A 22,359-nucleotide genomic window follows, 5' to 3' on the forward strand; every position below is an offset into this window, starting at 1 on the left:
CCCCCTCTCAGCGGTAGCGGACGGAGGAGACGAAGGTGCCCACGAGCCACGAGAACATCAGGATCGCGAAGGCGAAGATCCAGTTCACCGAGGGCAGCAGGAAGTACTGCAGGAAGCCGACGGCGAGGATCAGGCCGGTGGAGATCACGAACGCGAGCATCACGGCCTCGGCGATCTTGCGACGCTCGAACTCGTCACCGCTCCGGTACATCTCGACGTTCGCCCACGCCATGAGGGCGATGGCGGGCAGCACCAGGAGCGCGGGGATCCAGGCGGGGAAGCCTGTGTCCTGGACGAGAAAGGAGAGGAAGAGGCCGGCGAGGAAAAGGACCATGCCCGCGGTGAAGCGGACGGCGAAGGCGCGGTTGGCGCGGGCACGGGCGGGGGCGGCGGGGGTGCGGGTCGTGGTGTTCATGCCCCAAATGTAAGGGGGCCTTGACATGCAAGTCAAGCTACCTTGACTAAAAATGTCAAAGCTTCTTGACTTAACAGGTCAAGCACCATTGACGCACCATGCGGGGCCCTCCGACCTGGGTGTTGCCGCGAACTCCCGCGGTCACTCACCCCAGGCGGACGTCGAGCTCCCGCTGCGCCCAGGCCGGGTCGTCCGTGGTGATCGTGTCCACGCCGCACGCCAGAGCGACGTCGAGCTGCACGGCGGTGTTGACCGTCCAGGGGTTCAGGGCCAGCCCTGCCTCGTGCACGACCTCGGCGGCGCGAAGGCTGAGCCCAGCGATGCCAGGCCCGATGCCCGCCGCGCCGAGCTCGCGCGCGGTGGTGATCGCCTGCTCGTCGATCTGGCCGACCAGATAGGAGACGGCGACGTCCGCGCCGCGGCGGATCTCCGCGAGCGCATCGGCGTGGAACGAGATCACGGTGGAGGCGGCAGCCGGGGACCCGGCAGGCAGCGCGCACAGCAGCTCGGCGACCGCCGCCGCCGCCGCGGCGACCTTGACCTCGATGAAGACGGGGACCGTGGTCATCTCCAGCAGCTCCGCGAGGGAGGGCACACGCTCCCCCTCCCCCAGCAGCACGGTGTCCAGCTCCGCACGGGTGAGCTCGCCGATCGCACCGGTGCGCAGCGGCGAGTCCTCGGCGGCGGTGCGGTCGATGGTCTCGTCGTGCATCACCACCACCTGGCCGTCGGCGCTCAGGTGCACATCGCACTCGAGCAGCTCGGCGCCATCCTCGATCGCCCTCCGGAAGGCGAGCAGGGTGTTCTCAGGGGCATGGGCGGAGGCGCCGCGGTGGCCCACGATCGCGGGACGCTGCGGCAGAGAGGGGACGGACTGCGGGGTCATGACACTCCTGGGAGATGGGAATCGACGAGCGGGGCGAGCAGTATGGAACGGGACGGAACGGGATGGAGCTGCACGTTACGGAAGCGGACTGAACGACCGAGACGAACAGAACCAACGGGACGGGAACAAACGGGACGGAAGCGGGAACGAACGTGAAGAACGCGGACAGGCAAGAGCCGGCGGCGCCGCAGCGTCGTCGAGAGCGCATGCGGGCTGAACCCTGGACCCCCAGGATGACCTGCGCCACACTGTTCCCCTGCACTCCGACACGGGGTGCGATGCCCGTCGGACCGGGCGGGCGCCAACCGGGTCCAGCACCCGGGAAGGGGATCCCGATGACCAGTAACGGATACGAGAGCACACGCACCGCAGCGCGCACCGGCCCAGGGGGTCGATCGCGTGCATCCCGCACAGTGCGAGGGCGAGGGGGCCGACCGCTCCTGGCACCACTCGCGGGAATCGCCGCCGCGGCGGCCCTCATCACCGGGTGCGGAGGCGCCGGCACCGAGGAGCCGGCCGGGGACCCCGGCGCAGGGACGACCGAGGCCGCTCCGACCTCCGAGCAGAAGTCGGATCCCGGACAGGCCCCGAGCGACGGAGGCGGCGAGGCCAGCGATGACCCTGACGAGGGCGGCCAGGACAACGACGAGGCGATGGGCGAGAACCTCTTCGAGGGGACCTGGGGCTTCGGACATGACACCAAGGTGCTCAGCGCCGAGGAGCTCGCCGCCCTGCTCGAGGAGGAGGCCGAGGCCCGCGGGCCGGAGGAGATGAGCCTCGACGTCCAGTGCGGTGACGGCGTGGACACCGGGGCCGCCGATTACGACGCCGAATGCATCGCCTACGCCGATGAGGGCGTCGAGCACCGCTGGCTGGTCACCGTCGGCCCCGCCGATGCCGGACTGGAGATCGAGGTCGAGAACGCGAGCTGATCCCTGCCGCCGTGCACCGCCGTGGGTGACACCAGCACCGGATCGAGCCGTCCACCACGTCGTCGGCACCGCTCAGAGGCTCTGCTGGTGCTCGACGATGCGGCGGGTGCGGGCGGGATCGTCGGCCCCGATCCACAGCATCTGCAGATCCACGGCCAGACGGATGTGCCGCTCCTCGCGCATTGCCCAGAGCAGCGGGGTGATCCCGGCATCGCGGATCTTCTCCAGATCGCCCTCGCGCAGCTCGGAGGCGCGGATGGCGAGGGTCTCCGCCTCGACCTCGGCCGCGTCGGCGAGCGCTTCGGGGGTGAGCCCCCGGCAGAGGTAGCCGCGGGGCACCTCCGGCGCCAGGCGATGCAGGGTGCGCAGCGCATCGATCCGGAAGGAGATGACCCGGGCCGGGGAGTCGAGCCCTCCCCAGTCCGACTCCTCATAGCGCTCCCGCAGGATCTCGGCCACCCGGGCGGCGGCCTCCACCGCCTTGATCTCCACCAGCACCGGGGCGTGGCGTGAGGGGTCGTGGGGCAGAGCGGCGGCCACGTCGAGAACCTGGGCGAGAGTCGGGATGTGCTCACCTTCGCCCACCAGCACCTCGTCGAGCTGGGCGCGGGTGAGGTCGGCGACCGCGCCGGTGCGCAACGGGGAATCCGGCTGCGCGGTGCGGTCCAGGGTCGCGTCGTGGATGATCACATCCTGCCCGTCGGCGCTGAGGTGCACATCGCACTCAAGCATGTCCGCGCCCTTCGCCAACCCGCGGCGGAAAGCCTGCAGGGTGTTCTCGGGGGCGAGATCAGCCGCCCCCCGGTGGCCGACGATCAGAGGCGTGGTGGGCACGGAGTGCTCCTCAGGGTGGGACGACGAGTGAGGCGACTGGCGAGGCGGCTGGTGAGGCGGCTGAACGGGGCCCGGGTCTGCCGCAGCAGCACCCGGGCCGGCCGAGGTCAGGCCGGGACGCGCTGCGCCATCAGCGCGAACGCCCAGGCGGGGTCGTCCACGGTGATCGTGTCGCAGCCGAGCTCGAGGGCGCGCTCGAGCTCCTCTTCGGCACGCGCGGTCCACAGGTTCAGCTTGGCGCCCAGCTCGGCGGCCCGCTCGACGTCGGCCTGACGGGCGTCGGCGATCCGCACTCCCACATGCGCGACCTGCAGGTCGCGGCAGGATTCCCACCACTCGGCGGAGGTGGCCGTGGTGGTGCGCATCAGCGGGATCTGCGGGGCGAGCTCGGCGGTGCGGCGCAGCGGCTCCTCATGGAAGGACAGCACGTAGGCGGGGGCGCCGGCTGGGTCCTGCCAGGCGGCCGCGTCGAAGTGCTGCAGCAGGATCTGCACCACGAGGTCCGCGGCGGCGGGGGCCTTGATCTCCACCAGCAGCGGCACCCGCGTGCCGTCCTCGCGCACCGCCGCATCGAGCACCTGGGAGAGGCGGGGGATGTGCTCGTCCTTGCCCACGAGCACCCGGTCCAGCTGGGCGCGGGTGAGGTCGGCGACCGCGCCGGTGCGTAGCGGGGAGTCCGGCTGCGCGGTGCGGTCCAGGGTCGCGTCGTGGATGATCACGTCCTGCCCGTCGGCGCTGAGGTGCACATCGCACTCGAGCCACTGGGAGCCCTCGGTGACTCCGCGCCGGAAGGACAGGATCGTGTTCTCGGGTTCCACGGCGGCGGCGCCGCGGTGGCCGACGATCTCGGGCTGCTGGGTGGTCATGGTCTGGTTCTCCTCGGTACGGGCTCACGGCCCTGGTCATTCATGGCCCGGGGGCCGCTGGCCGCGGCCCCGGGTGGCGTGCACCCGGGGCCGCGGAGTCATGCGGGAACTGCAGTGCTTGGAAAGACTGCAGCGCTCGCGGTGACTGCGGGCAGGATCAGTTCCAGCCCTCGAACTGCACTGCCTCGTAGTCCTCGCGGTTGTCGTCCAGGACCTCCTGGAGCGTCGGGGCGAGGGCGTCGAGCACCGTCTTCGCCTCCGCGTTGTCACCGAACACCTGGCCCATGGCGGCGCTGATCTCGGTGACCGCGCCGGCGTTCCAGTTGGGGTAGTCGGCGGTGCGCGCGTTCTCGAGCTGGTTCAGCGCAACGGCGTAGTTCGGGTTCTCGGCGACCAGGTCCTTGACGCCCTGGGTCTCCTGCGCGGCCTGGACGATCGGCACATAGCCAGTGCCGATGTGCCACTCGGCGGACTTCTCCGGCTGGGCGAGGAAGCGGAACAGCTCGGCGCAGGCGTCCTGACGCTCCTGCGACTCGGTGCGCACCATCTGCAGCCCGGAGCCACCGGTGGGGACCTGCTTCTGCTCGCCCTCCTTGGACAGCATGTAGGCCGTGCCGATCTCGAAGAGACCCTCGGTGGCCTTGGTCTGGCCGGTCAGCGAGGCGGTGGAGCCGCGCCAGCCGGCGGCGAGACCGGAGGCGAAGTCGGTGCCGGAGGCCTGGGCGAGGTAGCCGAACTTGTCCTCGTGGATGAACTTGCGCATCCACTCGAGCCACTCCACGCCCTTCTCGTCATTGATGGTGACCTGGAAGTCCTCGGTGGAGTTCGCACCGCCGAAGCCCCAGATGTCGGCCTGGCCGTGCCAGGCGTCGGGGCCGAAGGCGATCGCGGACAGCGGGCGGCCCTCGACCTCGATCTTGGCGAGCTCGGGGGCGAACGCCGCGAGGTCCTCCCAGGTCTCGGGGCCCTCCTCGGGCAGGCCGGCCTCGATGTAGCGGGTCTTGTTGTAGTAGAACAGCGGGGTCGAGCGGGCGAAGGGCACCGTGAAGGTCTCCCCGGCGGCCTTGCCCTCGGCGACGTAGTTCTGGACGTAGACGTCCAGGTTCCACTCGTCGTCGAAGTAGCCGTCCAGCGGTGCCAGGGCATCGGACTGGTAGAACTGCAGCCACTGCATCTCGGGGAAGCACACGATGTCCGGCACGGTGCGGGCCTGGAGGGAAGCGGTGAACTTCTGGGTCAGATCGGCGTAGGAGCCGACGGACTCGGCGATCGCGACGATCTCGTCCTGGGACTCGTTGAACGCGGTGAACTGCGCCGAGAGCACCTCGTAGTTGTTGCCGGTGAAGGGCGCCCAGAACAGGATCGGGGTGCGGTCCTTGTACTCGTCGGGGACGGTGAGGTCCGCCTGGGTGAAGCCGTCGCGGATGTTGCTCTCCGCGCTGTCGCCGCCGCCGGAGGGGGCGCCGCAGGCGGCGAGGCCGGCCGCGCCGGCACCGAGGCCCATGGCAGTCAGAAGACCGCGACGAGAGAGGTTGAAGGGGCTGCGAGACATGGGAGTCGCTCCTTGGGAGTGGTGCGGTGGGGTCACCGGGTGGAGACAGTCAGTGGGTCTGTCAGTCAGGCGGGTCTGGCGAGGGGGTCTGGCGGGGGCTCGTCCCGCGGGACGAGGTGCGGGCCGCGTGCGGAGTGCGCACGCCGGCGCCCGCCCGGGCCGGGGCCCGGAGCTGGTGGGGTCCGACCCATGGGGCATGGGCGGGCCGGGGGTGGCGCGAGGCTGCGTGATGGCTGCCCCGCGCCGTCGGACTCACTTCATGGCGCCGGCGGCGAGGCCGCCGATGATGCGCTTCTGGGCGAGGAAGAAGAGGATCAGCATCGGGAGGGAGACGAACACGGCGCCGGCCATGATCACGCCCCAGTTGCTGTAGCCCTCCTGGCTGCGCAGGAAGAGCAGGCCGATGGGCAGGGTGCGCATGTCCGCGGTGGAGGTGACGATCAGCGGCCAGACGTACTCGTTCCACTTGCCGACCATCACGATCAGCGTGGCGGTGAGGATCATCGGCGTGGACAGCGGCACCACGATCGTGAGCATCCGGCGGAGGTGCCCCGCGCCGTCGATCTCCGCGGCCTGCAGGATGTCCTTGTCGATGGTGCGCATGTACTGGAACAGCAGGAACATCGCGAAGGCGCTGGCGATGCCCGGCAGGATCAGGCCGGCGTAGGTGTTCAGCCAGCCCAGGTTCGCCACGGTGATGTAGTTGACGATCAGGGTGACGTGACCCGGCAGCATCAGCGAGCCGATGATCAGCACGAACGCGATCTTCTTGAACTTGAAGTCGACGAACACGAAGGCATAGGCGCACAGGATCGCAAGCGTGATCTCCAGGAAGGTGCCCACCCCGGTGGTGATGATCGAGTTGAGGAAGAAGCGGTCGAAGGGGGCGCTGTTCCAGGCCTCGGCGAAGTTCGAGAAGGTCAGCTCACGCGGGATCCAGGTCAGCGGCCAGGTGTAGATGTCCTGGTGCGGCTTCATCGCGGAGGAGAACAGCCAGTACAACGGGACGAAGAAGACGGCGATGGTGGCGAGGACGCCGGCGAACAGCAGGCCGGTCTTCCATGCCGGACGGCGGGGTCCGCGGTCCCGCCCCTTGTTGCGGGGGGCGGGGCCGGCAGCATCGGCGATCTGGTTCTTGTCGACGGTCAGAGTGCTCATGAGTCGTAGTTCACCTTCTTGTCGCCGTAGCGGACCTGCACGTACGTGATGATCAGCAGCAGCACCAGCAGCACGGTGGCTGCGGCCGAGGCGTTGCCGATGTCGAACTTCTGGAAGGCTTCCTCGTAGACCATCCAGCTCAGGGTGCTGGAGGAGGTTCCCGGGCCGCCGCTGGTCATGATCGAGATGATGTCGAAGGCCTGGGCGGCGGAGATGATGCCGGTGATCGAGAGGAAGAACGTGATCGGGCTCAGCAGCGGCAGCGTGAGGTGACGGAACAGCTTCCAGCCGTGCGCCCCGTCGAGTGCTGCGGCCTCGTAGAGGTCCTTGGGCAGGTCGAGGATCGCGGTGTAGCAGATGACGGTGACGAAGCCGAGCCGCTGCCAGGTGTAGGCGATCGTGATCGCCCACAGCGACCAGTCCGAGGTGGTGGTCCAGGCCGGGGAGTCGGCGCCGAACAGGGAGAACGCCCAGCGGGAGAGGCCGTAGTTCGGATCGAACATGAACAGCCACAGGATGCCCACCGCCGCGCCGGGCAGCATGTGCGGGGCGAAGGCCATGGTCTGCGCGAACCCGGTCAGCGGCAGCTTCGTGGCCAGCAGGCTGCCCAGCAGCAGGCCCAGCACGAGCGAGCCGATCACGCTCACGCCGGTGAAGATCGCCGTGTTCTTCATGATCTGCCCGAAGCTCGGGTCGGTGAACAGGTTGGTGTAGTTCTCCACCCCCACCCACTCGGGGGTCGGGGCCACGAAGTCCCACTCGAAGAAGCTCAGCCCGATGTTGTAGAGCGCCGGGTAGTAGGAGAAGACGATGATCGCGATGAGGTTCGGGGCGATCAGGGCGCTGAAGAGGAGGGCGTCCCGGCGCACCCGGCGTCGACGCTGGGGTGAACGCCGGCGCTCCTCGCTGCGCGTCAGCGGGGCGTGGCCGGCCGGCGAGGAGGGGTCCACGGGCGCTCCCTTCTTGTCAGCCCCGGCCGGGGCTTGCTGGCCCGGGCGAGGTGAACGGACGATGGTTGTCATGGGAGCGCTCCCAACTTCCTGATCGAAGGGCGGCCCGGGGGCCGATGCAATGCGGGTGGCAGTCTCGGCGGTGCTCCGCAGAGCGGCGCGTCCGACGGTCGGACCGAGTGGTCCGGGCTGCCCTCCGCAAGGGGAACAAGGACGGCAGGTCGAGACGGGACGGGCGGCTGGCTGCCGCTCCGGCGCCATCGACAGCCCTCACCGTAGGGACCCTCCACGGATCCCGCCAGAAGGCATCAGTGCAGGTGAATCGCGCATGAACAGAAACTGTCACCGCAGGTGGGAGCGCTCCCACTCCCCTCTCGGAGCACCCTCCGGACCCCCTTGGCGCGATTCGTGATGCGGGGTCCATCCACTGTTCATCTCGGCGTCGTCGAGTGTTCCTCAGCGGCCGGTTCTCGCCAGGTGCCCGCGAACTCGGACTTCACTCGGCCGTCACCCATGCGACCTGGCGGGCGTCACCCACTGGACTATCGTGCGCCCAGGCCGCCCCTCCGGATTGCGCGGTGGGATCGTCCGGCCGACCCGGCTCGCGGTGCCCGCACGCCCGGCCGTCAGCCACCAGCCACCAGCCACCAGCCACCAGCCACCAGCCACCAGAAGCCTGCAAGGAAGGGAGCACCGCAGATGCCTCGACCACCCACGATGGAGGACGTCGCGCGCACTGCCGGGGTCTCCCGCTCCACGGTCTCTCGTGTGTTCCAGAATGGCGGGGAGCGGGTCTCCCCCGATGCGATGATCCAGGTGCACGAGGCAGCCCGACGGCTGGGCTATGTGCACAATCTGGTGGCCAGCGGACTGGCGATGCGTCACGGCAGGCAGCTCGGGCTGCTCATCCGCGACGCCACCAACCCTGCCTACGGCCACCTCCATGCGGAGATGAATCGCGCTGTCGAAGCCATCGGCCGCACCCTGATCTCGGTGACGGCGTTCCGGCACGACTACGGCACGGCGGAGGTCGAGGGCCTGAACCGGCTGATCGGTCAGCGCGTAGCCGGGGTCTTCGTCGGCACTGGCGTGACCGCTGCGGAGGATCTCGTCGAGACCGTCACCGCGACGCCGATGATGATCCTCGGCCGCCCCAACACCCATCCGCAGATCAACTCGGTCAGCTACGACGAGGAGGCGCATGGCCGGCTGATGGCGGAGCAGATCGCCGCTCAGGGTCATCGCCGGATCGCCGTGCTCACTGCGCCGCTCCTCTATTCGAGGGTGTTCGACCTGCGCATGCGCAGCCTGGTCCAGCGCTGCGAGGAGCTGGGCATCATCAGCGTCCCCGTGGAGCTGCTGCCGGTGGAGCAGGGAGTGGGCCGCGCCCTGGACGCGGCCCGGGAGGAAGCGCTGAGCTGCATCGTCTGCCCCGTGGACTACGTCGCCCTGGAGCTGCTGCGCGCCGCTGCGGCGCGGGGGGTGCGGATCCCCGAGGAGATCAGCACCGTGGGGTTCGATGGGCTCGGGGACGGGCTCGACCTGCTCGGGCTGGCCACCGTGCGTCTGCCGGTGGAGGAGCTCGCTCGGCAGGCCGTCGCTCTGATGGAGGAGCTGCTGGTGCGGGCACAGGACGATGCGGAGGGTCCGCCGCCCGCTCCCCATGGGGCGGGTGATCGCGACGCGGCCGGCGAGGGCGATGGCGAGCAGCTGCTCCTCACACGGCACTCACCCCGGCACGCCGTCGTGGCCGGGAGTTTCGTTCCCGGGCGCACCCTGTCGGCGGCTCCCGGGCACCTGCGCGGCTGACCGTCGCCGAGCGGCTCGGCGCCCTGCACGATCACGCCGCCATGGCCCCTCTCCGCCGTCCAGACCTCTCACCACACTTCATCTGTGCAAGTCAGGCTAGCCTTTCCATGCGTGACAAGAGGGTCCGAGAGGACTACTGTCGGTGTCATGAAGATGAGCAATGACCTTGAGAAGAAGTTCCAGGACCAGATCACCCTCGAGTTCGCGGCATCGATCACCTACCGCCAGCTCGCCATCGAGGCGGATGAGCAGGACCTCCCCGGCATCGCCGCCTGGCTGCGCCACCAGGCGGACGAGGAGATCGTCCATGCGAACAAGTTCATCCAGCACGTCTCGGACCGCGACAACCACGCTGCGATCGGCACCATCGAAGCCCCCGGCGTGAAGCCCGGCCTCTCCGTGCTCGAGATCTTCGGGGCCGCGCTCGCCCACGAGCAGAAGGTCTCCGAGTCGATCCGCGAGCTGTACCGCAGCGCGGACAAGGAGGGCGACTACGACTCCCGCCCGCTGCTGAACTGGTTCGTGGATGAGCAGATCGAGGAGGAGGCGACGGTCTCCGAGATCATCGGCCGCCTGAAGCTGATCGGCGACGACGGCTCCGGCCTGCTGCGCCTGGATTCCGAGCTGGGCGCCCGCCCCACGGAGACCACCGAGGCCGACGCCGGCTGAGCACGGACGCCTGAGCGCAGGCACCTGAGCTCCCCGGGGCGCCCTGAGCAGATCTGCTCAGGGCACTCCTGTCGTGAGCAGCGGGTCGCGCCGCAGCATCATCACCAGGGAGACGGCGAGCGCGAGGATGACGATGATGAACGGGGCGGCCGAGAGCATCACGGCGGTCTGCAGCGCCTGCAGGCCCCCGGCGTAGAGCAGCACGGCAGCGGTCGCGCCGGTCAGCAGGCCCCACATGAGCATCACGGGGCGGCCCGGATCCATGCGACCGTCCGAGGAGATGACCCCGAGCACGTAGGTGTTCGAGTCCGCGCCGGTGATGAAGTAGAGCACCACCAGGATCACGGCGATCACGGAGGTGATCCCGGTCAGCGGCAGCTCTTCGAGCAGACCGAAGAAGGCGGTGTTGACGTTCTCCGCGGCGGCCGCACCGATGCCGGTGCCGCGCTCGAGGTCCATGAACATCGCCGAGCCGCCGAACACCGTGAACCAGACGGAGAACACCAGGCTCGGCACGCCGAGGACGACCAGCACGAACTGCCGGATCGTGCGGCCCCGGGAGATGCGCGCCAGGAAGACGCCGACGAAGGCGCCCCAGGAGATCCACCAGGCCATCATGAAGAAGGTCCACCCCTGCATCCACTCGAGGTCCGCGCCATCCAGGGGCAGTAGCAGGCTGATCTCGACGAAGTCGCCGACGTATCCGCCGGCGGAGCGCAGGAACAGCGAGATCAGCCAGCTCGTGGGGCCGGTGACCAGCACGAAGAGCAGCAGGGCCGCAGCGATCACCATCGTGGCCTGGCTCAGGTAGCGGATCCCGCGACCGATGCCGCTCATGGCTGAGGCGGTGAACAGCACGGTGACCAGTGCGATCACGATGATCTGCACTCCGGTGGAGGTGAGGTCCACCCCGGTGATGTGGCTCAGCCCCTGGCTGATCTGCGCCGCACCGAGGCCGAGGGAGGTGGTGGTGCCGAACAGCGTGGACAGGACCACCAGCACGTCGACGGCCTTGCCGATCGCTCCGTCGGCATGGCGACCGATCAGCGGGCGCAGGATGGGCGAGACCATCCCCTTGTTGCCGAGCCGGTGGGTGGAGTATCCGATGGCGAGTCCGAAGATCGCGAAGACGGCCCAGGCCTGCAGTCCCCAGTCCAGGAAGGTGAAGCGCATGGCGTCCACGACCGCCTCCCGGCTACCGGGCTCGGCGAGGCCGTGCGGAGGCTGGACCAGGTGGGAGACGGGCTCGGCGACGCCGTAGGTGATCATCCCGATCCCCATCACGGCGCCCAGCAGCATCGCGATCCAGGCCACGGTCGGGTATTCGGGCCGGGAGTCGTCGGGCCCCAGGCGGATGCGCCCGAAGCGGGACAGGGCGATCACGAGCAGCAGGCCGATGAGACCCAGCGGGATCACCAGCAGGGACCATCCGCTGGTGGCGGTCACCCAGCGCATCGCCGAGCCCGCGGCGGCATTCATCTGCGCAGGAAAGAGGGAGGCCGCCGCGAGGAGTACGACGATCAGCGTCACCGACACCCAGAAGACGCTGTTCAGTCGGCGACCCGGCAGGTGCGGCCCGGCGTCGAAGCGTTCCAGCTCACGGCGCGCGCGGCGGGCTGCGGACGGGGCGGAGGCGCGAGGAGGGCGCGGGTCGGGAGAGGGGTCCAGCGGCATGGCGCGGTCCGTTCGTCGAGGAGGAAGGGGCGGCGTGAGCCACGGAGGTGCGTACGGCCGGCATGGCCTTGTCCCCGGGCCGGCAGGCGCAGAGAACGGGGACGGCAGGGTGCGAGACCCGTGCGCGCAGAGCGGTTCACGGTACGCGCCCAGGGCGCCGAACTCCTCGGTGAGGGCGAGAGGTGGGGCGCAGATCTCGTACGCGGCGTGCATCCGGGCCCCGCTTCGCCCTCCCGAGGCACCTCGCGCAGGGCCGCCCGGTACCCCTGGCATGGCGTCCGCACTCCAGCCTTTCGCGCTAGTCAAACGTTCAACCATCTAGTACGGTGGGGCCATGCGTGCCTTCGGATTCCTCAGCTTCGGCCACTACGGCGGCAGCCCCGCCCAGGGCGGCCTCACCGCCCGTCAGATGCTCCACGACGCGATCGACATCTCCGTCGGCGCGGACGAGCTGGGCGTGAACGGCGCGTATTTCCGCGTCCACCATTACGCCAAGCAGTCCGCTGCGCCGATGCCGCTGCTCGCGGCGGTCGCCGCGCGGACCCAGCGGATCGAGGTGGGCACCGGCGTGATCGACATGCGCTACGAGAACCCGCTCTACCTCGCCGAAGAGGCCGCTGCCCTCGATCTGATCGCCGACGGCCGGGTGGCGCTCGGCATCTCCCGCGGCGCCCCCGAGGCGGCGGACCGCGGCTGGGAGTCCTTCGGCTACACCGGCTCCACCGACCCGCGCGGAGCCGATATCGCGATGTCGAAGTTCGACGTCTTCCTGCAGGCCATCCAGGGGCATCCGATGACCCGGGCGGCCGCGCAGCCGTATATGTCGGACGCCGCACCGCATGCCCCGTTGCGCATCGAGCCGCAGTCCCCGGACCTCTTCCAGCACATCTGGTGGGGTGCGGGATCCCGTGGCACCGCCGAGCGCACCGGCACCCAGGGCCTGAACCTCATGAGCTCGACCCTCCTCACCGAGGCCACGGGCGCCTCCTTCGGCGATCTCCAGGCCGAGCAGATCGACGTCTACCGGGAGGCTTTCAAGGAGGCCGGGCATGCGCACACCCCGCGAGTGTCCGTCTCCCGCAGCGTCTTCCCGATCGTCACCGAGCAGGATCGGCAGCTGTTCGGCATGCGGCCGGGCGAGAACTCCGACCAGATCGGCATCATCGACGGCACCCGCTCGACTTTCGGGCGCTCCTACACCGGCGAGCCGGATCAGCTCATCGAGCAGCTGAAGGCGGACGCGGCGGTGCAGTCCGCGGACACCCTCCTGCTCACCATCCCCTCGCAGGCCGGGGTCGAGCTGAACCTCCACATCCTCGAGAGCTTCGCGACGCATGTCGCTCCGGCTCTCGGCTGGAAGTCCAACACGGAGGGACCCGTCGTCGGCGACGCGGTGTAAGGCGTCTCCGCGATCCCGGTTCCGGGACCCTGCTTCTACTCGGCGCCGCCGGAGACAGCCGCCGCGACGACGGCCCCCGTACCGCTCACGAGCACGGCACTGAAACGGACCGCGTCACCGCGCTCGGCCAACGGAATCTCCGTCTCGCCTCCGTCGCAGAGGATGTCGACGGACCCGCTGACAACCGATCCCTCCTCCGAGGTGACGCTGTATTCGAGCTGAGCCGTGCCGTCGCCGAAGCAGGTGGCCACGGCGCCGTCGATGCTCACCTCGGACGGAAAGTTCAGGGTGATCCCGCCGTCATCCGCCGGCGGCGGGTCCTGCGCTGTCAGACGCTGCGTTGCCGCGCCGAGCGAGCCGTCCTCCGCTGTCGCCGCGTTGACGAACCCGTCCGCGTCGTCCTGCATGCTCTGCCAGTCGGTCTCTGCTGTCGATGCGCAGGAGAACAGCCCTGTCGCGAGCACGGCGATCAGGACGACAGAGCGAAGGCTTTGGTGCATGAGGCTCACTGTAGTGAGAAGCCTCAGAACTCCGCCCGCCACAGGGAAGCCTGCCGGGTCCAGGGCGCAGAGCCGGGCTGACCAGCACGTAGTCTCGTCCGCATGCTCCGCATCGCCACCGCCAACATCAACGGGATCCGTGCCGCGCAGCGACGGGGCTTCGATGACTGGCTCGCCGGGCGGGGGTGCGATGCGGTCGCGCTGCAGGAGGTCCGGGCACAGGCCGACAAGATCCCTGCGGGTGCCTTCGGTGACTTCCACGTCGCTCTCGACACGGGCACGCTGCCGGGTCGCAACGGGGTCGCGGTGCTGACCCGTCGGCCGCCGGCGGCGATCCGAACCTGGAGCGGAGCGGCCCTGGTGGGAGGGCCCACCGCCGCCCTCAACCCCGTCCCCGCTCCCGACCATGTCCCCCTGGCTCGCGGCCTGTCGCGCTTCGCCGCCGAGGGCCGCTACCTCGAGGTGGACCTCGCGGACGCACCGCTCACGATCGCCTGTCTCTATCTGCCTAAGGGCGGCCTGCCCGCCCATCTGCAGCGGCCCGAGCGGATGCGCGAGGCTCCCGATGGCGGTGCCCGCTACGTCCGGAAGATGGGGTTCATGGCCGCGTTCTCGCGCTATCTGGTGCGCACCCGACGCGCGGCCACGGCGGCCGGCCGCGAGTACCTGCTGATGGGCGACCTGAACATCGCACACACCCGGCAGGACCTCGCCGCGTGGCGGAGGAACCAGCAGAACGACGGCTTCCTCCCGGAGGAGCGGGAGTGGTTCGGGCAGCAGCTCTCCCCGCGCACGCTCATCGACGTGGTGCGGAACCTGCATCCGGGCGAGGACGGCCCCTACTCCTGGTGGTCATGGCTTGGCCAGTCGTTCGCCAACGACGCAGGGTGGCGGCTTGACTACCACCTGGCCACACCGCGTCTCGCCCGCAGCGCCGTCCGCGCCGAGGTCGACCGGGACCACCACGGCACCCGGCTCTCGGACCACTCCCCGGTGGTCGTCGACTACGACTGGCCGTGACCGCGGCGTCCCCCGCCCGGGGTCGGGCCGCTCCGAGCGGGCGCTGCCGAACCCTCCCCGGACGGGCGCTGCCGAACCACTGAGCCGGATCGGCTCTCCGGCGGACTCCTCCGCCACGGAGCCCCTGAGCCCACCCGCTTCATCGCCCCGGACCGCCGCGCGAACCTCGCCCGGCAGCGCCGCATGAGCCGGCGCATCTTCACCGGCGCCACCCTCACCACACTCGCCTCCGCGGGCGTGCTGGGCACCGCTCCGGCGATCGCCGACAGCAGCTGGCGCCGCAAGGACCCCTTCACCCTCGGCATCGCCTCGGGCGACCCGACCAGCAGCTCCGTGGTGCTGTGGACGCGGCTCGCGATCGACCCCCACGTGCTGGACGGCCGTGGCGGGATGCCGAGCATCCCGGTCCCGGTGCGCTGGGAGCTCGCGACCGATGAGCGCTTCCGCTCGATCGTGCGCCGCGGCACCGAGACCGCCCGCCCCGAGGAGGCGCACAGCCTCCACGTCGAGCTGGAGGACCTCCCTGCCGGCACCGAGTTCTTCTACCGCTTCCGCACCGGGCGCTACGTCTCCCCCGTCGGCCGCACCCTGACCACTCCCGCGAGCGGTGACACCCGCGCGCTGCGCATGGTGCACCTGTCCTGCTCGCACTGGGAGGGCGGCTGGTTCACGGCCTACCGGCGGGCGGCCGAAGATCGTCCCGACCTGGTGTTCGGGCTCGGTGACTACATCTACGAGGGCGGGCCCGGGACCGGGAAGCTGCGCACCCATCCGCACAAGCTGTGCACCACGCTCGAGGACTACCGGCTGCGGTATGCGACCTACAAGACCGATCCGGACCTGCAGCTGCTGCATGCCACCGCGCCGTGGATCGTCACCTGGGACGATCACGAGATCCAGGACAACTGGGCGGGCGCCTACCCCAAGAACGGGGTGCCCACTGATGCCTGGGTGGCCCGGAAGATCGCGGCCCAGCAGGCGTACTACGAGAACATGCCGCTGCGCCGGTCCAGCGCCCCCGCCGGCACCTCCATGCAGCTGTTCCGACGCCTGCACTGGGGGGATCTCGCGAGCTTCCATGTGCTCGACACCCGCCAGTATCGTGACCTGCACGCCTGCCACGACGGTGGGAAGACCTGGTGGTTCACCGACTGCGAGGAGCAGGCCGATCCCTCGCGCACACTGCTGGGCGACGAACAGGAGCAGTGGCTGCTCGAGGGGATGACCGAGTCGCCCGCCACCTGGCAGCTGCTCGCGCAGAGCGTCTTCTTCGCCAAGCGCGACAACGCCGCAGGGCCCACCACCACGCTCGGCTCGGACGGCTGGGACGGCTACCGGGCGGACCGCGACACCCTGGTCGGCGCCTGGAGCGAGCGCGGGATCGCGAACCCCGTGGTGCTCACCGGCGATGTCCACGTGCATTTCGCCAATGAGCTCAAGGCGGACTTCTGGGAGCCGGACTCTGCGACCGTCGGGGTGGAGCTGGTGTCCACCTCGATCACCTCGGGCGGGGACGGCAGCGACGTGGTGAACGGCGAGGAGGAAGTCCTCGCGGAGAACCCGCACATCAAGTACATCCGCGGCCGCCGCGGCTATGTGCTCTCGGAGTACACGACCGAGGAGCTGCGGGTCGACTTCAAGACCGTCTCCGCGGTCAGCACCCCGGATGCCGCGGCGTCCGTGGATCGCACCTACGTGGTGCCCGCCGGCGAGCCCGGCCTGCACGAGGCCTGAGCCCGCTCCACTGCGCTGACCAGCACGGCTGCCCTTCAGCAGCCGCGCCGCCGGATCCCGTCGCCCCCTCGTCGGCGGGATCCGGGACCACCCTGCAGATCACTGCAGATCACCTCCCATTCCCCTGGTCGGCGGGCCCCGGTTCCCGTAGGGTAGGGAGCCGTGGGCGCCGGACGGTGCGCTCGTTCAGCACCACCGTGAAGGACCACGATGCCCCCGCCGCAGTTCGCCGCCGCCCTGGCCGCACCTGCCGCACCCGTCCCCGCCGAAGCCACCCCGGCCGTCACCGGCACGGAGGCCTCACGCCGTCTGCTCGCTCCCGAGCTGGACGCCCGGCCGCTGACCCTGTGGGGCTCCTCCTCCATGAGCTCGGAGGGCGGCAGCGCAGATACTCCGCTGGCGGTGCGCATCCATGAGCACCTCGCCCTCGCGGCAGCCCCTGCAGTGGTGCACGCCTACGGGGTGGGCGCCACGCGTTCCGCCCACACCCTGCTGATGCGCGGCCTGGACACTCCCCAGCTGCGCCCGCTCGGTGAGCCGGCCGCGGGCACCGGCGCCGTCGCCGTCGCGCTCGACTCCGGACTGACCCCGGCCGGACCGCTCACGATCCCCGGTGATGTGGACGGGGCCCCTGGGGTACTCGACGGCACCGGCGGCAGCTGGGAATTCCTGCCCGATCAGCCCGGCACGAGCGGCAGCGGCGTCTTCCGCTCCGCGCTCGCGACGGTCGCGGAGGGTTCCCGGCAGGTGCTGTGGATGGGCAAGAACAACATCCTCGACGTGGCGGGCGTGCTCGAGGACACCCAGCGGATGTGGGACGCCGCTGCGACTCCTGAGCAGGACACGCTGGTGCTCGGGCAGTGGCCGACCTCCTTCGACCCGGTCGGCTCCGCGACGGCGGACGCGGTGATCCAGGTCAACGAGGAGCAGCAGCGCCGCTACGGCGCACACTTCCTGGACCTCGGCCGCCTGCTCACCTCCGAGGAGGGCCTCAGCTGCCCTCCGCTGGCGCCGCTGCGCCTGCTCGAACAGGCCTCCACCCAGGGGGCGCTCGAGCAGCGGATCGTGACCGAGCACCTGTGCGCACCGGACGGGTTCCATCTCAACGGCTGGGGGAACCTCGCTGTCAGCTGGGCGATCATCCAGCGGATGCGGGAGCTGAGATGGCTGTAAGACGACCGTCCCCGCCGCGCCTGCAGGCCGGGCGTCCGGGAGCCGCGCCCGAGCCGGCGCAGCCGCAGCTGGCGCCGCTGGCACCCACGCCGCCGATGCCGACGCAGCCCGTCTCGGCGCCGACGGCACAGACCCCGCCGGCCACGCTCCCCGTCGTCCCGGAGGCGGGGGATCCGCGCCCGATCCGTCGTGCCGGACGCCGGGCCGGGCGCCGCACCGTGCTGCTGGCCGGCGCGGCGGCGGCTGTCGTGGTGCCGGTGACTGCGGGGACGCTGTTGCGCCGTGAGGACTCGGAGGCGCTGTCGGCTGGCGCCGCACGGAGCGGCCCCGGCGCCGGGGTCCAGGAGGGGCCTCTGTTCGAGGATGTCGCCGCCGGCACCCCTGGCGCCGAGGCGATCCGCTGGGCGCACATGACCGGGGTGCAGCCGGGCCTGTCCCCGACCGAATACGCCCCCGATGCCCAGGTCACGCGCGGAGACATCGCCGTCGCCCTGCATCGCCTCGCCGGCTCTCCCGCAGTGGATCTCGGGACCGTCCCCACCGTCTTCACGGACCTGGGAGAGGATCCCGCGCGAGTCTCCGCAGTGCTGTGGCTCCACGGCCGGGGCGCGCTGTGGGGCGATGTGCAGCTGCGGGTCCATCCCGACGCGCCCGCCACCCGGGACTGCGCGGCGATGATGCTCGCCGCGCTGATGCGCCCGGCGCTGGCCGGGATGGGGGTCACCTGGGACGCCTCGACGGAGGTCTCGCTGCCGCTGCCGGAGGATCCCAGCTCGGCGCCGACGGACGTGGCCTGGCTCGCCGCGGCCGGGATGGCTCCGGACCCCCTCGCGGCCCATGACTGGGCCGGCGAAGAAGGCGTGACCCGGGCGGAGCTCGCCGTCTCCCTGCATCGGGCGGACTCCGTCATCGCGAGCGCCCTGGGCTGAACGCCCCCGACCGGCTCCGGCTCCGCCCCCGGCCAGCTCCGGCTCCGGCTTCGGCTTCGAAATCCTGTGCGCGGTGTCCGAGACCGGACATAGGGTTGACCCATGTCGACGACGCCTGCCCATGCCGCATATCTCCGCCACCCCGATGTCCGAGGCGACATCGTCACCTTCACCGCCGCGAACGATGTGTGGTTGGCACCGCTGGCCGGCGGTCGCGCCTGGCGGCTGACCGACGAGGGTGCACCCGTCGGCTACCCCCGCTTCTCGCCCAGCGGCGAGCACATCGCGTACACCTCCCGCACCTCGGGCGGTCCCGAGGTGTGGGTGATCGGCGTCGAGGGCGACACCGCCCCGCGTCGGCTGACCTATTGGGGACGGCCCAGCACCAAGGTCGTCGGCTGGCTTCCCGACGGCCGGATCGTCGCCACCACCAGCTATGGCGCCCCGATCGCGCGCGACGCGCAGCTGTGGGCGATCGATCTCGAGGGCGGGACCGAGCTGCTTCCCCTGGGACGCAGCGGCGAGGTCGCGATCCACCCCTCCGGCACCACCGTGGTCGCCACCCCGTGGCGCCGCGACCAGGCCTCCTGGAAGCACTACCAGGGCGGCACCGCGGTGAAGCTCTGGACCTCCCGCGAGGACGTCCCCCTGGATGCCCCGGCCGAGGCCCACGCAGGTCGCTCCTGGGAGCCGCTGCTGGACGAGATCCTCGCCTCGAAGCTGCGGATCGCCTGGTACGGCGACCGGCTGCTGTTCGCCTCCGATACCCCCGGCCCCGGCGCGGCCCTGACCGACCGCGCCGCCGCGAACCTCTGGTCGGTCGCACTGGACGGCTCCGACCTCCGCGCCCACACCTCGCTGAGCTCCGCCGACGGCTACCTGCGCGAGCCGGCGACCGATGGCTCCACCATCGTGTTCAGCTCCCGCGGCCGGCTCTTCGCGATGGAGTCTCTGGACGCCGAGCCGCGCGAGATCGAGATCCTGGCCTCCGGCGTCGGCGCCTCCCGGCTGCCGCGGCCCGCCTCCGCGACAGAGAACCTCCTGGCCATGAGGCCTCTGCACGATGCGCGTGCGAGCGTCGTCGAGTGGCGGGGCAGCGCCCATGCGCTCACCCACCGCGGCGGGCCCTCCCGCCTGCTGGCCGGGACCTGCGGCCTGCGGCTGCGCGAGGTCCGCCCGCTGGGCCGCTCCCCCTTCGCCCTGTTCGTCTCCGATGCGGAGGCGCTCTCAGATCGGGAGGAGGGCGGCGTCGGCTCCGACGTGCTGGCTCTCGCGCGGCTGGACGGCGGCGGCGAGGAGATCCGGCTCGACCTCGGCGAGGTGGGCCGCATCCTGCACGCGATCCCCTCCCCGGACGGCTCGAAGGTCGCGATCTCCTCCCACGACAATGTGGTGCGCCTGGTGACGCTGCGCGGGATCGAGGACCCGGCGAAGGCCTCTTCGCAGGCTGCGAAGGACCCGTCGGCCTCCGCCTGGGAGCAGGACGCCGAGACGGCGGTGGAGACCCCGCGACTGGACCACGTGCGCGAGGTCGGCCGATCCGGCGGCGGCGAGGTGAAGGACCTGGCCTGGTCACCGGATGGTCGCTGGCTCGTATGGGCCGAGCCGAACTCCTGGGAGCTCAGCCGGCTGATGCTCTCGGACACCGAGGAGCAGGAGCCGACGGGCCGGGCGCTGACCTCCGGCAAGTACCAGGATGGCTCCCCCGCCTTCAGCCGGGATGGGAAGCACCTCGCGCTGCTGAGCCTGCGCACCTTCGAGACGGTGTACGACGACATGGTCTTCGACCTCGGCTTCGTCAACGCCGAGCGGCCGTTCCTGCTGCCCCTGGAGCGGACCACCCCCGACCCCTTCGGCCCGCACCCCGACGGCTGGGGCCCGGCCGGTTCCGACAAGGACCCCAAGGACGGCCCCGGCGGTCCCGGCGGGAAGGATGCCGCGAGCGCCGACGGCGCCGGAACCGACGGCGTCGGGAGCGAGGCCGCCGGCAGCGAGGCCTCCCACCAGAAGGCTGCAGTCGCCGCCTCCACCCAGCCGGCCACCTCCCACAGCGCCGCCGGTGCCGAGGCGGTCGACCGGCCACCCAGCACCCGCATCGAGCTCGACGACATCGAGTCCCGCCTGGTCCCGTTCCCGGTGGTCTCCGGTTACTACTCGCACCTGACCGCGGTCAGCGACGGCTTCGTCTGGCTGCGCCATCCCCAGCAGGGGGTGCTCGGCAGCACCCGGGCCGGAGTCGAGGGCGATGCGCCGACGCCGACGCTCGAGCGCTGGAGCCTCACCGACCGCAAGCTCACCGTGCTCGCCGACGGCGTCACCGACCTCTCCGCCTCAGGCGACGGGGAGACCCTGGTCGTCAAGCAGGGTGAGAGCTGGGTGCAGATCCCCGCCACCCGCAAGGCCGAGGACGAGGACCCCGCCCGGGTGGTCATCGACACCGGCCGGATGCGCCTGAACGTGGATCCGGTCAAGGAGCGTCGCGGCATGCTCTGGGACAACTACCGGATCATGGCCCAGCAGTACTGGCGTGCGGACATGGACGGCATGGACTGGCACGCGATGACCTCCTGGTACGACCCGGTGATCGAGCGCCTGGTCACCGAGGACGACTTCCAGGACATGATGTGGGAGGTCCAGGGCGAACTGGGCACCTCGCACGCCTATGTGCAGGGCGGGGTCTACCAGGCCGATCCGCCGATGCTCCCCGCCTACCTGGGAGCTGACTTCGCGCTCCGGGACGGGCGCTGGGTGATCACCCGGATCCTGCCGGGCGATTCCTCCGATCCGGATGCCCGCTCTCCGCTGCTGGCCCCCGGGGTGGGCGCCGAGGTGGGCGATGCGGTGCTCCGCGTCGACGGCCGCCCGGTGTACTCCGAGGGCGTCGAGGCAGCGCTGGTCGGTGCGGCGCACAAGCCCACCGAGCTGGTGCTGCTGCGTGACGGCGCCGAGCATCGGGTGGCGGTCACGCCGCTGGCCGACGATTCCGCGCTGCGCTACCAGGCCTGGGTCGCGGCCCGGCGGTCACTGGTGGAGGAGCTCTCGGGCGGTCGGCTCGGCTACCTGCACATCCCCGACATGGTCTCCTCCGGCTGGGCGCAGATGCACCGTGACCTGCGCGAGGCATCCACCAAGGAGGGCCTCGTGGTAGACGTGCGCTACAACAGCGGCGGCCACACCTCGCAGCTGGTCACCGACCGGATCGCCCGCCGGGTGCTGTCCTGGGGCTATCCGCGCCACCAGCGGCCCGGCACCTATCCGGCGTTCGCACCGCGCGGTGCGGTGGTGCTGGTGACCAACCAGGAGGCCGGATCCGACGGCGACATCGTGAACGCCGTCTCGCGCGCCCTGGAGATCGGCCCGATCATCGGCACCCGCACCTGGGGCGGGGTGATCGGCATCGACGGCCGCTTCGACCTGGTCGACGGCACCGGCGTCACCCAGCCGAAGTACGCGAGCTGGTTCGAGGGCGAGGACTGGGCGATCGAGAACTACGGCGTGGAGCCCGACATCGAGGTGCCGCTGCCGCCGAACGCCTGGGTCGGTGGCGAGGACCCGCAGCTCGAACGCGGGATCACCGAGGCGCTCGCGCTGCTCGCGCAGAAGCCCGCCGCAGTCGCACCCCCGCTGCCCGCGCCGCGCTTCAGCCGCCGGGAGGGCTGACCCGGCCAGCTGCGGGCCCCGGCCCCGGCGCACGCCCAGCCCCGGCGCACGGACGGCCCCGGCACCCGGTCTCCGGCCCCAGCCACCGGCGCATGCCCGGCCCAGCCCCGGCCCAGCCCCGGCCCAGCCCCGGCCGGCGTCCAGGACCGGAGGCCGGGCTCAGCAGCGTGGCGGGCCCATCAGCGGGCCGCCCGGGGGT

Annotated in this window: 18 protein-coding genes; 9 read left to right on the forward strand and 9 right to left on the reverse strand. The window is 70.8% G+C overall.

What is annotated here, in order from left to right; genetic code table 11:
- Window positions 1-7: 7 nt before the first annotated feature.
- Entirely contained in the window at window positions 8-415 is a 408-nt protein-coding gene (locus ACT3UF_RS05655) for a hypothetical protein (RefSeq protein WP_345075772.1), read from the reverse strand.
- Window positions 416-560: 145 nt separating this feature from the next.
- On the reverse strand, window positions 561-1,301 hold the full coding sequence (locus ACT3UF_RS05660; RefSeq protein ID WP_444502146.1) for a glycerophosphodiester phosphodiesterase: 741 nt from the start codon (window positions 1,299-1,301) through the stop codon (window positions 561-563).
- Between the two features lie 335 nt (window positions 1,302-1,636).
- Between ACT3UF_RS05660 and ACT3UF_RS05665 the strand changes: the two genes are divergently transcribed.
- Window positions 1,637-2,233, forward strand: a complete 597-nt coding sequence (locus tag ACT3UF_RS05665) for a hypothetical protein (RefSeq protein ID WP_444502826.1) — start codon at window positions 1,637-1,639, stop codon at window positions 2,231-2,233.
- 72 nt (window positions 2,234-2,305) lie between these two features.
- Here ACT3UF_RS05665 and ACT3UF_RS05670 read toward each other — a convergent pair whose 3' ends face one another.
- The 5 genes from ACT3UF_RS05670 to ACT3UF_RS05690 form a co-directional block, all read right to left on the reverse strand.
- The gene (locus ACT3UF_RS05670) at window positions 2,306-3,067 is read right to left on the reverse strand and encodes a glycerophosphodiester phosphodiesterase (protein ID WP_444502827.1); all 762 of its coding nucleotides are present in this window, start codon (window positions 3,065-3,067) and stop codon (window positions 2,306-2,308) included.
- A 107-nt stretch (window positions 3,068-3,174) separates the two neighbouring features.
- On the reverse strand, window positions 3,175-3,933 hold the full coding sequence (locus tag ACT3UF_RS05675) for a glycerophosphodiester phosphodiesterase (protein WP_444502828.1): 759 nt from the start codon (window positions 3,931-3,933) through the stop codon (window positions 3,175-3,177).
- 157 nt (window positions 3,934-4,090) lie between these two features.
- On the reverse strand, window positions 4,091-5,485 hold the full coding sequence (locus tag ACT3UF_RS05680) for an ABC transporter substrate-binding protein (protein ID WP_444502829.1): 1,395 nt from the start codon (window positions 5,483-5,485) through the stop codon (window positions 4,091-4,093).
- Window positions 5,486-5,737: 252 nt separating this feature from the next.
- Window positions 5,738-6,643 carry a carbohydrate ABC transporter permease gene (locus ACT3UF_RS05685; RefSeq protein WP_441444497.1) on the reverse strand — a complete coding sequence of 302 codons (906 nt, stop codon included), beginning with the start codon at window positions 6,641-6,643 and terminating at the stop codon, window positions 5,738-5,740.
- A complete protein-coding gene (locus tag ACT3UF_RS05690; protein WP_444600757.1) occupies window positions 6,640-7,665 on the reverse strand; it encodes a carbohydrate ABC transporter permease in 1,026 nt (341 codons plus the stop codon). The genes ACT3UF_RS05685 and ACT3UF_RS05690 overlap by 4 nt, the downstream gene beginning before the upstream one ends.
- Window positions 7,666-8,292: 627 nt before the next feature.
- Here ACT3UF_RS05690 and ACT3UF_RS05695 point away from each other — a divergent pair.
- Both ACT3UF_RS05695 and ACT3UF_RS05700 read left to right on the forward strand, forming a co-directional pair.
- The gene (locus ACT3UF_RS05695; RefSeq protein WP_441444495.1) at window positions 8,293-9,402 is read left to right on the forward strand and encodes a LacI family DNA-binding transcriptional regulator; all 1,110 of its coding nucleotides are present in this window, start codon (window positions 8,293-8,295) and stop codon (window positions 9,400-9,402) included.
- A gap of 147 nt (window positions 9,403-9,549) precedes the next feature.
- Entirely contained in the window at window positions 9,550-10,071 is a 522-nt protein-coding gene (locus ACT3UF_RS05700) for a ferritin (protein WP_345075780.1), read from the forward strand.
- A 57-nt stretch (window positions 10,072-10,128) separates the two neighbouring features.
- Here the strand turns inward: ACT3UF_RS05700 and ACT3UF_RS05705 are convergent, their stop codons facing one another.
- Window positions 10,129-11,745 carry a BCCT family transporter gene (locus ACT3UF_RS05705; RefSeq protein ID WP_441444494.1) on the reverse strand — a complete coding sequence of 539 codons (1,617 nt, stop codon included), beginning with the start codon at window positions 11,743-11,745 and terminating at the stop codon, window positions 10,129-10,131.
- Between the two features lie 334 nt (window positions 11,746-12,079).
- Here ACT3UF_RS05705 and ACT3UF_RS05710 point away from each other — a divergent pair, with 334 nt between their 5' ends.
- Entirely contained in the window at window positions 12,080-13,144 is a 1,065-nt protein-coding gene (locus tag ACT3UF_RS05710) for an LLM class flavin-dependent oxidoreductase (protein ID WP_345075782.1), read from the forward strand.
- A 35-nt stretch (window positions 13,145-13,179) separates the two neighbouring features.
- On the opposite strand, the gene ACT3UF_RS05715 is transcribed toward ACT3UF_RS05710, so the two are convergent.
- Window positions 13,180-13,653, reverse strand: coding sequence for a hypothetical protein (locus tag ACT3UF_RS05715; protein ID WP_444608132.1), 474 nt, complete (start codon window positions 13,651-13,653; stop codon window positions 13,180-13,182).
- A 93-nt stretch (window positions 13,654-13,746) separates the two neighbouring features.
- On the opposite strand from ACT3UF_RS05715, the gene ACT3UF_RS05720 reads away from it, so the two are divergent.
- The 5 genes from ACT3UF_RS05720 to ACT3UF_RS05740 all read left to right on the forward strand — a co-directional run bounded on the left by ACT3UF_RS05720 (window position 13,747) and on the right by ACT3UF_RS05740 (window position 22,160).
- Window positions 13,747-14,664, forward strand: a complete 918-nt coding sequence (locus ACT3UF_RS05720; protein WP_444502413.1) for an exodeoxyribonuclease III — start codon at window positions 13,747-13,749, stop codon at window positions 14,662-14,664.
- A 183-nt stretch (window positions 14,665-14,847) separates the two neighbouring features.
- Window positions 14,848-16,398: an alkaline phosphatase D family protein gene (locus ACT3UF_RS05725; protein ID WP_441444491.1), complete on the forward strand. Its 1,551-nt coding sequence runs from the start codon at window positions 14,848-14,850 to the stop codon at window positions 16,396-16,398.
- Window positions 16,399-16,608: 210 nt separating this feature from the next.
- Entirely contained in the window at window positions 16,609-17,571 is a 963-nt protein-coding gene (locus ACT3UF_RS05730; protein ID WP_442331871.1) for a hypothetical protein, read from the forward strand.
- Window positions 17,562-18,500: an S-layer homology domain-containing protein gene (locus ACT3UF_RS05735; protein WP_441444489.1), complete on the forward strand. Its 939-nt coding sequence runs from the start codon at window positions 17,562-17,564 to the stop codon at window positions 18,498-18,500. The genes ACT3UF_RS05730 and ACT3UF_RS05735 overlap by 10 nt, the downstream gene beginning before the upstream one ends.
- 102 nt (window positions 18,501-18,602) lie before the next feature.
- Entirely contained in the window at window positions 18,603-22,160 is a 3,558-nt protein-coding gene (locus ACT3UF_RS05740; protein ID WP_442331872.1) for a S41 family peptidase, read from the forward strand.
- The last annotated feature ends 199 nt before the right edge of the window (window positions 22,161-22,359 follow it).

Origin of the sequence: Brachybacterium sp. AOP24-D1-21 (assembly GCF_052378665.1) — a bacterium.
In the GTDB taxonomy this organism is placed as follows: Bacteria; Actinomycetota; Actinomycetes; order Actinomycetales; family Dermabacteraceae; genus Brachybacterium.